This is a genomic window from Mesorhizobium sp. L2C084A000 (assembly GCF_000502875.1).
In the GTDB taxonomy this organism is placed as follows: domain Bacteria; phylum Pseudomonadota; class Alphaproteobacteria; order Rhizobiales; family Rhizobiaceae; genus Mesorhizobium.
Genome location: NZ_AYWX01000028.1, coordinates 1 through 13242, shown reverse-complemented (window position 1 = coordinate 13242; position 13242 = coordinate 1). Strand labels below are relative to the sequence as shown.

At 58.2% G+C, this 13242-nt stretch carries 7 protein-coding genes and 4 pseudogenes; 8 read left to right on the top strand and 3 right to left on the bottom strand.

Going from position 1 to position 13242, the window contains the following annotated elements; genetic code table 11:
* The first annotated feature begins 42 nt into the window (after nucleotides 1–42).
* From X735_RS01000000166505 to X735_RS1000000169115, 7 genes and pseudogenes are all read left to right on the top strand, one after another.
* A pseudogene (locus X735_RS01000000166505) lies at nucleotides 43–1569 on the top strand (IS66 family transposase).
* Complete coding sequence (locus X735_RS1000000168375; protein WP_196815372.1) at nucleotides 1556–2029, top strand: transposase; 474 nt, start codon at nucleotides 1556–1558, stop codon at nucleotides 2027–2029. Before X735_RS01000000166505 ends, X735_RS1000000168375 begins: the two are co-directional and overlap by 14 nt.
* A 78-nt stretch (nucleotides 2030–2107) precedes the next feature.
* Nucleotides 2108–2416 carry an IS66 family insertion sequence element accessory protein TnpB gene (gene tnpB / locus X735_RS0135435; protein WP_031213946.1) on the top strand — a complete coding sequence of 103 codons (309 nt, stop codon included), beginning with the start codon at nucleotides 2108–2110 and terminating at the stop codon, nucleotides 2414–2416.
* Nucleotides 2416–2922, top strand: coding sequence for an IS66 family transposase zinc-finger binding domain-containing protein (locus X735_RS1000000170470; RefSeq protein ID WP_348625607.1), 507 nt, complete (start codon nucleotides 2416–2418; stop codon nucleotides 2920–2922). The genes tnpB and X735_RS1000000170470 overlap by 1 nt, the downstream gene beginning before the upstream one ends.
* Nucleotides 2861–3843 (top strand): annotated as a pseudogene (locus X735_RS1000000170465) (IS66 family transposase). Before X735_RS1000000170470 ends, X735_RS1000000170465 begins: the two are co-directional and overlap by 62 nt.
* A complete protein-coding gene (locus tag X735_RS1000000170460; protein WP_348625608.1) occupies nucleotides 3843–3980 on the top strand; it encodes a transposase domain-containing protein in 138 nt (45 codons plus the stop codon). Before X735_RS1000000170465 ends, X735_RS1000000170460 begins: the two are co-directional and overlap by 1 nt.
* A gap of 75 nt (nucleotides 3981–4055) precedes the next feature.
* Nucleotides 4056–4232 (top strand): annotated as a pseudogene (locus tag X735_RS1000000169115) (transposase domain-containing protein); the annotation flags it as partial.
* 56 nt (nucleotides 4233–4288) lie between these two features.
* Here X735_RS1000000169115 and X735_RS1000000170100 read toward each other — a convergent pair.
* Together X735_RS1000000170100 and X735_RS1000000168365 are read right to left on the bottom strand one after the other, a co-directional pair.
* Nucleotides 4289–4393, bottom strand: a pseudogene (locus tag X735_RS1000000170100) (IS110 family transposase); the annotation flags it as partial.
* A 111-nt stretch (nucleotides 4394–4504) separates the two neighbouring features.
* A complete protein-coding gene (locus X735_RS1000000168365; RefSeq protein ID WP_196815371.1) occupies nucleotides 4505–5113 on the bottom strand; it encodes a 4'-phosphopantetheinyl transferase superfamily protein in 609 nt (202 codons plus the stop codon).
* Between the two features lie 557 nt (nucleotides 5114–5670).
* Here X735_RS1000000168365 and X735_RS136730 point away from each other — a divergent pair.
* Entirely contained in the window at nucleotides 5671–12741 is a 7071-nt protein-coding gene (locus X735_RS136730) for a hybrid non-ribosomal peptide synthetase/type I polyketide synthase (protein ID WP_031213942.1), read from the top strand.
* A 75-nt stretch (nucleotides 12742–12816) separates the two neighbouring features.
* Here the strand turns inward: X735_RS136730 and X735_RS1000000168360 are convergent.
* The coding region (locus tag X735_RS1000000168360) for an integrase core domain-containing protein (RefSeq protein WP_155930637.1) at nucleotides 12817–13242 on the bottom strand (426 nt) is incomplete at its 5' end.

The following is a 13242-nucleotide window of genomic DNA, read 5'->3' as shown; positions in this document are numbered from 1 at the left end:
AAAGGCGGGAAAATCGCCCGCGAATATGCTCTGATTTGGGCCATGTCGGCACCCGATCTTGCGCTCCCGGACGACGTTGACGCGCTCAAGGCGATGGTTGTTGCCATGGCCGAAAAAGCCGCCGGTCTGGAACAGCGCAATGCCGATCTCGAAGCCCACAACACGCATCTCGAGTTGGTCAACAAGAGCGCCGAGGAGCGGATCGCACGACTGACGGCGGTCGTGAAGATGCTGGAGCGATCGCGCTTCGGCAGCCGCTCCGAAAGGTTGCGGACCGGCACGCTGACCGAGGAGCAGTATGCGCTCGTCTTCGACGAAATCGAAACCGGCGTGGCGGCCATCGAAGCGCAGATGGAAAGGGCTGCGGGCGGCTCGAAAGCGAAGCGCGCCGCGCGCCCTCGCAAAGGCTTGCGGCCCATCTCGAACGGGTCGAGGTGGTTATCGAGCCCGAAACTCCCGCTGGCTGCGAAGGACTGGAAAAGATCCTGATCGGAGAGGACGTCTCCGAGCGGCTCGATGTCACCCCGGCGAAGTTCCGGGTGATCGTCACGTGTCGCCCCAAATATGCCTACAAGGGCTGGGACGGCGTTATCCAGGCAGCCGCTCCCGCCCGTATCATCGAAAGCGGCATTGCGACCGAAGCGCTGCTGGCGCAGATCGCGGTGTCGAAATATGCCGATGGGCTGCCGCTCTACCGGCAGGAAGCGATCTATGCCCCGCGACCAGGTCGAGATCGGCCGCTCGCAGATGGCGCAGTGGATGGGCAAGGTCGGCTTCGAGCTTGAGCCGCTCGCCGCGTACGCACTGACCCGCATCAAGCAGGGCCAGCGGGTCTTTGCCGATGAGACCACGCTGCCAACGCTGGCACCGGGATCGGGTAAGGCCAAGACGGCCTATTTGTGGACCTATCTGCGCGATGATCGGCCCTTTGGCGGCAGCGGACCGCCCATCGTTGTCTATCGCTTCGAGGACAGCCGCGCCGGCGAATGTGTTGCCCGCCATCTGGACGGCTATCGCGGCATCCTGCAGGTCGACGGGTATGCCGCCTATAACCGGCTGGCCAAGCCCGATCGGGCCAATGACGCTGTGACGCTGGCGGCCTGTTGGTCACACGTGCGGCGCAAGTTCTACGAACTGCATGCCGCGGGCTCGTTCACCATCGCCTCGCAGACGGTGGCGCATATGGCTCCGCTGTGGGCCGTCGAGGAGGCCGTCCGCGGTCACGACCCCGCAGCCCGAGTGATGGCGCGTCAGGAGAAATCCGCCGCCATCTTGGTCGCGCTCTTCAAGCTGTGGGAAAAGGAGCTGCCGAAGCTGTCGGGCAAATCGAAGCCCGCCGAGGCGATCCGCTATGCACTTGGCCGGCGTGCCGCGCTTGAGCGCTTCCTCGTCGACGGCCGCATCGAGCTCGACTCCAACGCCGTCGAGCGTGCCATCAGGCCCCAGACAATTACGCGAAAGAACAGCCTCTTCGTAAGCGCGAATTTCCCCGCACCTTTTGCTGTTGAGTGCTCTGATGCACAAGGTGTCCACCAAAATAGGTGGACACCTTGTGATGGAAGAAGATGATCAGAAAATGCTGGTAAGGCTTGTCGGTCGGAACGGGCGACGCCGATACGACCGTGCATCGAAGGAGCGTCTTGTCTCGGCCTGCCTTGAGCCTGGCGTGTCGGTATCGAGGCTCGCGCTCGAACATGGGGTCAATGCGAACCTTCTTCGGAAGTGGATAAAGAAGCGCGCGGAGACCCAGTCCCTCCCGCCGCCCTCACCATCGGCGTTCATCCCGGTTCAGATTGAAAGCACTTCCGATCGGGCCTTGCTGCGACAGAGCAGCATGGCTGCGGTGGCTTTGCCGGGGACTTGCGATGGGGTGCGTTGGTCGGCATCGAAAAGGACTGCGCCTTTTTCCTCTCCAGCCAAGGTGAGCGCGTCACTGCCGAACGGCGTGACGTTGACGCTGGAATGCGGTGATGTGGATGCGTTGACGGCGACCATCGGAGCACTGGGTCATGTTCAGACTGGGCGCTGACCTGAAAGTCTACTGCACCGCGAGCCGATCGACTTCCGGGCCGGCATCAACAGCCTTGCGGTCCTGGTCCAGGAGACGATGGCGCTCGATCCGTTTGCTCCGGCGGTTTTTGCGTTCTGCAAGCGCCGTCGCGACCGGATGAAGCTCCTGATCTTCGATCGCTCGGGCTTTGTGCTGGTCCTGAAGCGGCTGACCGAGGACAGGTTCCGTTGGCCGCGCCGGGAGGCAGCGGTGGTCACGCTTACGCCGAGCAATTGCACTGGATCCTCAATGGCATCGACATCGATGCGATGGTCCGCCATCCGGTGCGGCAATATCAGGTTGTCGGTTGAGGGCTCTCGAATTGAGCGGTTGACGCCACGGCATGCTTTCGATTCAAGAATCTGATGAATCGACCCGGCGAACCGACTGTTGAAGAGTTGACGGCGCGCATTGCTGCGCTGCAGGGGCAGAACCGTCAACTCGCCGAACGGGTCGTCAAACTCGAGGAAGAGCTGGCGCTTGCACGACTGCATCGTTTTGCGCCGAAGAGCGAAAAGCACATTGACCGCCTCTTCAATGAAGCCGAACAGGCTGCGGATGAGGACGCCGCCGACGGCGAAGATGGCGATGTCGTTGTCCTGCCGGACACGGGCTTGCCGGCGACCGAAGGGGCGACGGGAAAGAAGCGCGGCCGCAAGGCCTTGCCGGAAAACCTGCCGCGCGAGCGTGTCGAGTATGACCTTCCCGACGATCAGAAGGTCTGTCCTTGCTGCCGTCACCAGTTGCATCGCATGGGCGAGACCATTACCGAGCAGCTTCATATCGAGGTGAAGGCGAAGGTCCTGCAGAATGTGCGGTTCAAGTGTGCCTGCCGTCATGCGACCGCACCGGGATCAGCACGCCGGTCGTGATCGCGCCGATGTCCGCGCATTTGCCGGGCAGCATCGCCACGGCCTCGACGCTGGCCTTCGCGCTCGTCATAAGAATCTCGACGGCACACCGCTCTACCGCCTGGCGCAGGCATTCAAGCGCGCCGGCGTTCCTGTCAGCCGAGGCGCTCTGGGCCACTGGGTGATCGGCTCGAGCGAAAAGCATCTCTCCCGCATCTATGACGCGCTGAAGCTGCGGCTCAGATCGCAGCCCCTCATCCATGGTGACGAGACCACGGTCCAGGTGCTGAAGGAAATGGACAGAGCGGCCGCCAGCACCTCGTACATGTGGGCTTACCGGAGCGGCCAGGACAGTGACGAGCCGATCGTGCTGCTCGATTATCAGCCGGGCCGCGGCCAGATACACCCGCAGGCCTTCCTCGGCCATTACCACGGCATAGTGATGAGCGATGGCTATTCCGCCTGGCGCACGCTGGAGGGGGCAACGCATATTGGATGCATGGCCCATTCGAGGCGCGCTTCGTCGATGCCCTAAAGGCGAGGAAGAAAGGCGGCGGCCCGCCGGAACAGGCGCTCCGCTTCTTCGAACAGCTCTATCGGGTTGAAAGGCAGGCGCGGAACGAAAAACCGGACAAGGGCGAAACGCGAGATCACTGCATTCGCCGCTTCCGCCAGCAACATAGTGTCCCCATCCTCAATGCTCTTAAGGCATGGCTCGACGACATCGCCCCAAAAGTCTTGCCGGACAGCAAGCTCGGCGACGCCGTGTCCTACACCCTGAACCAATGGGATATCTGATGCGTTACACCGAGGACGGCAGCATGCCGATCGACAACAATCTTCTCGAGCGCGACATCAGGATTTTTGCAACTGGCAGGAAGAGTTGGTTGTTCAGCGATACTATCGACGGAGCCAAGGCCAGCGCCGTCATCTACAGCCTGATGTTGACCTGCCGCGCCTGTGGCGTCGAGCCGTTAGCGTGGTTGCGCCACGTCCTCACTGAACTGCCTCAGCGCCCCGAGAACGTGGCTATCGACGATCTCCTGCCCTTCAACTTCCTCAAAGCCGCCGCAGCCTGACCCGACGCGTCCGTCTGAAAGCGATCAGCTGTTGCAAGGGCCGTCCACGTGCGGGGAAATGAGCGCTTACGCTTCTTCGCTGGCAGCGACGGCGGCGGACGGACATGGGCCACCATCGCCACGCTGCTGGCCACCGCCAAGATGAACCAGGTCGACCCGCACGCCTGGCTCACCCAGACCCTCGAGCGCATCGCCAATGGCTGGCCAAACAGCGATATCGACGCCCTCATGCCCTGGAGGTACCAGAGCTGAACGGCCTCAGCTGCCCGCTTACCCGGATGACCTGCCATGAATTTGCAAAACTGCAAGCGCGACAGCTTCTTGCGAAATACGACTGATCCGTCAGCTGCCGCCCCGTGCAGTTGGAAGACGTTCTTTGCCAGATCGACCCCGATGATGGTAACCTTTTCCATGGATGCCTGCCTCTCCTTGCGTGGCGCTAACACCACAAACTTGGCACATTGCGATGCCGTCGGAGAAGGCTGGCATCCACCCCATCTAGAAACGCGGCCGCAGGACGCACATTACCAAGCGTTCAATTGTGATGGCAGGCTGCGCATAATGATCTTTTGGGGAGCATGCGATGCTAAATGCCCTACCAATTGCCCGCAGACCGGGAGTGCGTTGAGGTAATATTGCAGGTCACCAAATTGCACGGCTGGCTCATACCAGCCCGTATGGAGGCCACGCGGGTCTTGGCGGAGACCAAGACCCGCGCATTTCAGCACGGCCTCTTTTCTGGTCCACAGCTCCAAGAAGTTTCGCACAGACAGCTCGTTCGGAATGTCTTCAAAAACCCTTGCCTCATGGTCGGTCATAATATGGCAAGCCAACTGGCGGCAATTTGCCAGGGGGCGCCAACGCTCAATATCTATCCCAACCAAGCCCAAGGCTGATACGGCGACGGCGGACCAATCGTGGCTATGAGACTGGCTCACTTCAATATCGTGCGCCGGCAATCGGGGCTTGCCGAAACGCGAAACGGTTATCTGGAGATCTCTCGGCGGGACATGCAAGTGCGCAGAAAGGATGATTCGAAAAGCGCACTTCGCCTGAAGATATGAAAGACGTATATCCATGTGACGAATTTTTTCTGCCCGTTCCCGCTCAGCTGGACTCAAAACTTCGCGCATGTGCAACGTTGGGATCGTCAGCTGTGAATGCTGGAAAACCCAAACGTCGATTGTGCCCGTCTGCCTATTCGAATGCATGCATCGCAGCATGCTCCACCACACGCTCCTGCCTCAGCACAACGGTCAGGTCGTTCACACTCGCCGTTCACACCCTTCAGCTGCCTTAAGTGGCGCGGGTCGTTACTAACTAGGAGTCACTTCTACACTGATGACGGCTCGCGATGTGTAAAGATATATGTAGCCACCTTAACGAACGCGCAACGGCTTGATACTCCTCGATACTCTTTTTTGAATTTTGACCTGTGGGATGGACGGCTCTCCCTTATGTGACTTTTGACAGCCACACTATGGCACCTCGATGCCGGGAGCGGAGGCCGTCCATCCCATCAGGTCATTTTCCTTTCATCTCCCCGTCATCCGCAATTCTAAATTCGATTGAGTATGTATTCTGTGTACGACAGGTTCACATGAACGACACGACAATTCTCCGAAAATTCAAACCGTCTCCAAGAGAAGACGGGTAGGCTCTCCGCACTACTACGTGGCTGGAGAAAGCAATGGATCACATTACGCGTCCGCTGTCGCATGGCCAGATGGGCCTTTGGATACATCATCAAAAACGACCGACCGGCAGCGAATACAATCTACCAGTCGAACTGCGCATAAAGGCACCGTTCGACATTGATGCCTTGCGTCGCGCGCTCCAATCATTGATCGACCGCCATGAAATGCTGCGCACGACCTTTCACCAGAAAGGCGAGCAGGTCCTTCAGCGTATTCATGAGACAGCCTCTCTGAGTTTTCATGTCGTTCGGCTACATGGTCTCGAAGAGGCGGACTTCCATCACTCTATCGCAGCGGAAGCTCGCTCGCCTTTCGATCTGGAACATGGGCCGGTGTTTCGCGCTCACTTATTCATCAGCAGTGCCACGGAAGAGGTTCTCCTCCTCAATTTCCATCACATCATTTCCGACGGCTACAGCATTCGCACCTTCCTGCACGAGTTCGGCAGGCTCTACCAGGCATTCTGCGGCGACACGTATATACCGGATCTAACCACGGTGGCTCCTTACGAGGACTTCGTAGCCTGGCAAGAGCGCCTCCTTGCCGGCGACGACGGAGAACGCATGTGGGCCTACTGGCGCAGCCAGTTTGTTGATCCTGAACCTGACCTGGCCCTTCCGACCGACAGACCACGAGCTGCACTTGCCACGCACACCGGGTCAGTTTTCTCCATGGATGTTGAGATGCCGCTGGTCGCGCGCTTGGAGCGACTGGCGCACAAAGAAAAAGTGACGCTCGCCACCGTGCTGCTTGCTGCCTATTACGTCCTGCTGCATCGTTATGGCGACCAGGACGACATCACCCTTTACGTGCCACGCCTGGGTCGTCCGGCAGGAAATTTTTCGGGGACCTTCGGCTACTATGTGACCCTGGCGGCCCTACGGCAGGATCTTTCCGGAAATCCCATTTTCCTCGACCATTTGCAGCGGGTGCGTCAACTCATGCGCTGCGCGCGCAGCCACGGGTATTTTCCTCTTCCCCTGCTGCTGGAGAAGCTCAAGCTCCCCCCTGCACCTGATCGCAATCCGCTAGCGCAAGCAGTTTTCAACTTTACTCCGGAGGCAGTGAGTCCTCTTGGCTTCACGCCATGCGACGTCGACCTCTCCGGATTGCCTGCGCAAATCCGATTTTGCGAGACCGATATCTGGATCGATCTTGATTTTCGAATCCTGGCCAGCAAAGAAAGTGTCTGCCTGCAGGTCGTATACAATGCGGATTTGTGGGATCCTAGCACCATCGAACGACTGGCGAAGCACTATCATTTGTTGCTTGAGGCGATTGCGGATGCGCCAGCGCGACGGATAGGCGACTATAATCTTCTAACGCCAGAGGAAGAGCACCAGCTCCTGCATGATTTTAACGACACAGCTGCAGGTTTTCCGTCCGACATTTGCCTGCACAACCTGATCGAAGCGCAGGCTGCCGTTTACCCAGACAATATCGCTGTCAGCTGCCCATCGGAGGCACTCAGCTATGCCGTACTTGAGCAAAAGGCAAACAGGCTTGCCCGTCATCTGATATCAAAAGGTATCCGCCTTGGAGACGTGGTCGGCGTTCTCGTTGAGCGTTCGTGCGATCTCATCATCGGTTTTCTAGCGGTCCTGAAGGCGGGGGCGGCCTATCTTCCTCTCGACCCGCGACTCCCACCCCACCGCCTACGCTTCATGGTGCAGGACGCTGGCGCCACTGCGGTTATCAGCAAAACGGAGCTTAAAGAGCAGACGGTCGGGAAATCCTTGTCAGGGCTAAACATTGAAAGTGCGAATGGATGCGCGGTGGTTCTCCTCGACAAGGACGACACCGAGATTGCTCTGCATGAAGTCACGCCTCCGCATTGCTCCGCCGGTCCCTCCGATCTAGCCTACGTGATCTATACGTCCGGTTCCACGGGTCAGCCGAAAGGCGTGATGATTGAACATCGCAGCGCCTGCAACATGGCAGAGGATCTAAGACGCACTTATCAGCTGGGGCCGGATGGCCGGGTGTTGCAGTTCGCTTCCTGCGGATTTGATGCATCGCTGTTTGATTTCATGCTGGCTTTATCTTCTGGTGGTCGATTGTGCCTGGCGCCCCCATCAGCTTCGCTGCCCGGAGCAGAGCTTGTCGATTTCATGCGCCGTGAGCGAATTACCGCTGCCGGCCTTACGCCGACAGCCTGGACCTCCTTGCCGTCGACTGATCTTCCTGATCTCACCGTGATCAAGTCAGGTGGGGAGCCCTTGCCGTCGGGCCTAATTGAGCGATGGGGTGAGAAGCGCCGCATCTTCAATTCCTATGGACCCACCGAAACGACCGTTTATTGCATAAGGACCGAGGTGAAAGCCGACGGGCGAAAGCCACCTATTGGCCACCCCGCAATCAATAGCAAGGCGTACATCCTCGATCGCTATGGTAATCTGGCGCCGGTCGGCGCAATAGGTGAGCTCTATATCGGGGGCGTCGGCATAGCCCGCGGCTACATCAATCACGATGAACTCACGCGCGAGCTTTTCCGGCCAAATCCGTTCGATGATGAGCCGCAATCCCGGCTCTACAGAACTGGGGATCTGGCCCGGTGTCGGTCAGATGGTACGATTGAGTTCCTGGGACGCAAAGACGGTCAGATCAAAATTCGCGGCATGCGGGTTGAACTTGCCGAAATTGAGCGGTGCCTGATGGAGCATGAAAACGTCAAAGCATGCTGCGTCACGCTGACAGACCGTCTCGACGAAAATGCGAGCCTGACAGCCTATGTGGTGAGGCGACCGGAAAGTTCGGAGGATATCGATGAACTTCAGGCTTTCCTGCGCGCCGCGCTGCCTGGCTACATGATACCCGCACAGTTCGTGTTCCTTCCGCAGCTACCGACCAATCGCAGCGGCAAGATCGATCGGCGCGCTCTTCCCAAGCCGGGTAACGCCTCGAAATCAAAGGCCGCAACTTTTCCGACTGGCAGGTTGCAGACGGAAGTGGCTGAGATCTGGAAGGGCGTGCTGAAGCTGGACTCCGTTGGCGTTGAAGACAATTTCTTCGATGTTGGCGGACATTCCCTGGCCATCGTCCAGGTTCAGGCGCGTATACACGATCGTTTGGGCATTGTTTGCAAGATTCTGGATCTGTTCGAGCACCCCACCATAAGGACGCTGGCAGAGCACTTGGCCGCGATTTCACGCGCTCCGCGCCCCGCTCAGTATCGTAAGAAACCAATTGGGTTGGCCGCGAGCGAGAGCAACCCCGCACAGAACCGCAATGCTGTCGCGATCATCGGGATGGCGGGCAGGTTCCCGGGAGCGGCAAACGTCGATCAATTCTGGCGCAATCTGGTCAATGGCATAGAGTCTATCGCAGATCTGGATGAACAGACATTGCGAGAAGCTGGCGTTGATCCCAATACCTTTTGCAAGCCTAATTTTGTGAGGCGCGAAGCCGTTATCAGCGGAGTAGATCTATTTGATGCAGCGTTTTTCGGTGTCTCGCCTAAGGAAGCAGCGTGGATGGACCCGCAACAGCGGATCCTACTGGAAACCGCGTATCAGGCGCTCGACCATGCGGGATACGGATCGCGCGAGACCGCAGAGGGCCGAGTCGGTGTCTTTGCCGGCGTGGGGGCCAACCACTATCTCGCTGAACGTGACGCAGGCCGTGACCTGCTGGATTCGGAAAAGTTGCAGATCCGCATTCTTAATGGACACGATTTCACGGCGACGCGCATTGCCTACAAGCTTAACTTGACCGGCCCCTCCGTGTCGGTTCAGACGGCCTGCTCCACTTCACTGGTTGCTGTCCACCTCGCTTGCCAGAGCCTCCGCAGCAATGAGTGCGACATGGCCCTTGCAGGCGGTGCATCGATTTCCCTGCCCCATGGAAAAGGCTATCTCCATCAACAAAGCCACATCTTTTCTCCCGACGGCCACTGCCGTCCGTTCGATGCTAAGGCACAAGGAACGGTGAGAGGCAGTGGAGCGGCGGTCGTCGTTCTCAAGCGGCTGAGCGACGCCCGTAAAGACGGCGACTATATCTGGGCAGTGATAAAGGGAACGGCTACCAACAATGATGGCGCCGCCAAGGTAGGCTTCACCGCCCCCAGCGCCGACGGACAGGCTGCAGTGATACATGCTGCCCTCACCGATGCTGCCGTCTCCGCCGATTCTATCGGTTATGTGGAGGCGCATGGCACGGGAACTCACCTTGGAGACCCCATCGAAATCTCCGGCCTGACCAAGGCTTTCCGTTGCCACACCGCAAAGAAACAATTCTGCGCAATAGGTTCGGTGAAGGCAAATATCGGCCATCTCGATGCCGCAGCGGGTGTAACGGGATTGATCAAGCTCGCCACAATGCTGAACAGCGGCGTCATTCCCGCCAGCCTGCATTTCGAAAAACCAAACCCAGATATTGAGTTTCAGGAGAGCCCTTTGTTCGTAAACAAGTCCTGCACCGCTTGGCCTAAGGGTAGTGAGCCGCGGCGCGGCGGGGTAAGCTCATTTGGCATTGGTGGCACGAATGCGCACATAATTCTCGAGGAGGCTCCACCGCGAACCGATGAGCAAGGCCGTCGTGGGCTGCACGTCTTTCCACTATCGGGGGCAAGCAGGTCGGCACTGACCGAAATGCTCCGGCGACTGGCCGGCTTTATGCGCCGAAGCGACATTCAGCACAGCGGAGCAAATATCGCATACACGCTGCAAAAGGGTCGAGCCGCTCTCAGGTATCGCACAAGTTTCGTGGGATTCGATCTAGCGGAACTAGCCGACCAACTCGATCAGGCGGCACTCCAGCCGGGCGCGTCGCGAGAGGTGGCAAGTAGTGAACACAGCACCGTGTTCATGTTCTCCGGCCAGGGTGCGCAGCAGAACGGAATGGGTCGGGAGCTTTATGAAGAAGAGCCGGTATTCCGCAGCGCTATCGATGAATGCGCAAAGTGGCTTGACGAGCTGGCACATATTGATTTCCGCCCCCTGCTCTACTGCGAAGGCAAATCTAATGGCGAGCTTGAGCCGCAGCTGGAAGCAGTCATACAACCTGTCATCTTTGCTACCCAATATGCAATGGCGAAGCTCTTCATCTCGCGGGGCATTGTCCCTGCAGCTGTGATCGGCCACAGCATCGGAGAGTATGCAGCCGCTCATATTGCGGGCATCATTTCGTTAGCCGATGCCATTCGACTGACACTGATACGGGGACAGTTAACATCCCGAGTGCCTGCTGGCGGCATTGTTGCAGTCGGCCTGTCGCCCGAAGAGCTCCAGCCTTATTGGAACGAAAACCTTTCATTGGCGGTTATAAATGGGCCGCGTCAGTGTGTCGTGTCGGGCCCCGCATCCAAGATCGCAGCGTTTGAAGAGGAGCTGCAGGCGAAATCTATTGAGAGCAAACGAATATGCGCAAGTCATGCCGCGCATTCATCCCTGCTCGATCCAATCCTGCCAGAGTTTAGGATTCACGCAGCACAGGTCAAGTTGGACCCGCCGCAAATATCTTTCATGTCAACGGTAACGGGTGACTGGCTTGAGGTGGAAGCGCCACTTGAGGGCGGCTACTGGGTCCGCAATCTGCGCGAGACAGTGCAGTTCCATCGGGCTTTCGGTCGGCTGGTGCAATCGGGCCACGAGTTTTTCATTGAGATGGGGCCTGGCGCAGCCCTAACTAGACAATCCAGGCAGTTCATGTCAAAGAGCGACTTGGGCGGCCCTGTCGCCTTTCCCGCCTTGTCGGAAGACGATGAAGGGCAAGGCGATCACGCGAGGCTGTTACAGACGCTTGGCAAGCTTTGGACATGCGGGGTTGGCATCGACTGGTCTGGCTTGCACGGCCATCCACCCCCGCAGCGTACGCCCCTCCCTCCCTATCCTTTTGATCGCAAGCGTTACTGGTTTGACGCGGTCGCCAGCAATGAGCGCAGACAAAACGCGGATTTGAATCAACCTAATACTCCGGTGATGTCCGTCGATAGCCCGGCCGGGAACGAAGAAGCGCGCGGTCTGATCGTGGCAGAGATGTCTGGTGACGCAGCTTTGGACAGCCAAATTGCGGCGGCTTATCGGGACATATTGGGCTTGGATGACGTTGCCCTGACAGACAGCTTCTTTGATCTTGGTGGCGATTCATTGAGCGCCTTAAGCGTCATCAACCGTCTCGAGCTCCTCACGGGAGAGCGATTGGCTGTCTCTCTGCTGTTGGAACATCAGACACCAGGAGGGCTCGCGATAGCCCTGTCGAATACCCTTGGAAGCGCGCGTCGGAGTGCATTAGTACCGATTCAGACCGGAGGTTCTCGCGCGCCTCTGTTTTGCCCCCACCCTATTGGCGGACAAGTGTTCATTTATATGCCTCTTGCTAGGGCGCTAGGCCCGGAGCAGCCGCTCTTCGGCCTGCAGGCACGCGGTCTGAACGGCGAGGCAAGACCTCACCTGAGCATTCCGGTGATGGCGCGAGAATATATTGAGGCCATCAAAAGCGTACAACCACACGGCCCTTATCAAATCGTCGGCTTGTCCATGGGCGGCAGCATTGCTTGGGAAATGGCCTGCCAATTGCGCGATACCGGTGACGAGGTAACAATACTTGGTCTGCTCGATGCGAAAGCGCTTCACAAGCAGGAAGATCACACAAGCGACCGGTATCACGGCCTGCTTGGCAATAGCCCCATTCCGGAGTGGCTGAGCCAGCAAGCGGTCACATTGAGCCTTCTTTTTCCTGCGCTGAAGAAACATTGGCGAAAGCTGAAACCCACCAAACGGGAGCGTCAGGTCAGTGCCTTGCTCGATTTCGGAAGGCAAGCAGGCGATGTCCCAGATATGAGCGAAACGCAACTCGATCATCTTCTGATGGTTGCCGAGGCAAATAGAATTGCGCTGCGTGACTATGTTCCTCGGCGCAACGACAGCAGGTCCGTTCTTTTTGTGGCCAAGAAGGGACTGCGCATATCGACCAATCAACCTGATGGTGATCTTGGCTGGAAGCAATTCGCGCGAGGCCATCTGGAAATTCACGAGGTTCCCGGTGACCACTATACGATGGTCGCTCCGCCGCATGTGAGCGTCCTGGCGAAGAAGCTTGATACCTATCTCAATCGAAACGACTAAGCCACGGCACCAGCTGCGGATCGCAAAAGCCGGACAAGGGTTCCGTTAATTGCCGGACAGCATTGGAGTGCACCCCTATTGTGAGACAGAGAAATTGCGAGACAATTTCATGCTCGTGAGTTCAAATGCGGCATTGTCCGATGGTGTCGATAAGGTCTTTTCGTATTCTTCCGGGGTGAGATAGTCGAGTGCTGAATGCAGCCGTTGCCGATTGCAGACATCTTCAATGAAGCTCGCGATACGTCGCCGCGCATCTGGTGCATCGCGATAGGCCAATCCTGCGACTTCTTCCTGCTTCAAGGTTATCATGAAGGCTTCCGCGCGTTCGTTATCATAAGGGTTCCCCACCCGGCTCATGCTCGGCTGGATCCCATGCCCATGGAGGAGATCAGAATAGCTGGTGCAAGCGTATTGAACTCCTCTGTCCGTCGCGTCCCCACAGGTGGTGTAGCTCGGCGGTAGCGAAGCCGCTCGCGAGCGCGCTCTCGATAGCGCTGTAGC

Excerpts from the sequence above, each read along its gene's own strand:
- X735_RS1000000170470 (WP_348625607.1), top strand. The coding sequence starts at position 2,416 with ATGAATCGACCCGGCGAACCGACTGTTGAAGAGTTGACGGCGCGCATT.
- tnpB (WP_031213946.1), top strand. The coding sequence starts at position 2,108 with ATGGCGCTCGATCCGTTTGCTCCGGCGGTTTTTGCGTTCTGCAAGCGC.
- X735_RS136730 (WP_031213942.1), top strand. The coding sequence starts at position 5,671 with ATGGATCACATTACGCGTCCGCTGTCGCATGGCCAGATGGGCCTTTGG.
- X735_RS1000000168375 (WP_196815372.1), top strand. The coding sequence starts at position 1,556 with ATGGAAGAAGATGATCAGAAAATGCTGGTAAGGCTTGTCGGTCGGAAC.
- X735_RS1000000168365 (WP_196815371.1), bottom strand. The coding sequence starts at position 5,113 with ATGCGCGAAGTTTTGAGTCCAGCTGAGCGGGAACGGGCAGAAAAAATT.
- X735_RS1000000170460 (WP_348625608.1), top strand. The coding sequence starts at position 3,843 with ATGTTGACCTGCCGCGCCTGTGGCGTCGAGCCGTTAGCGTGGTTGCGC.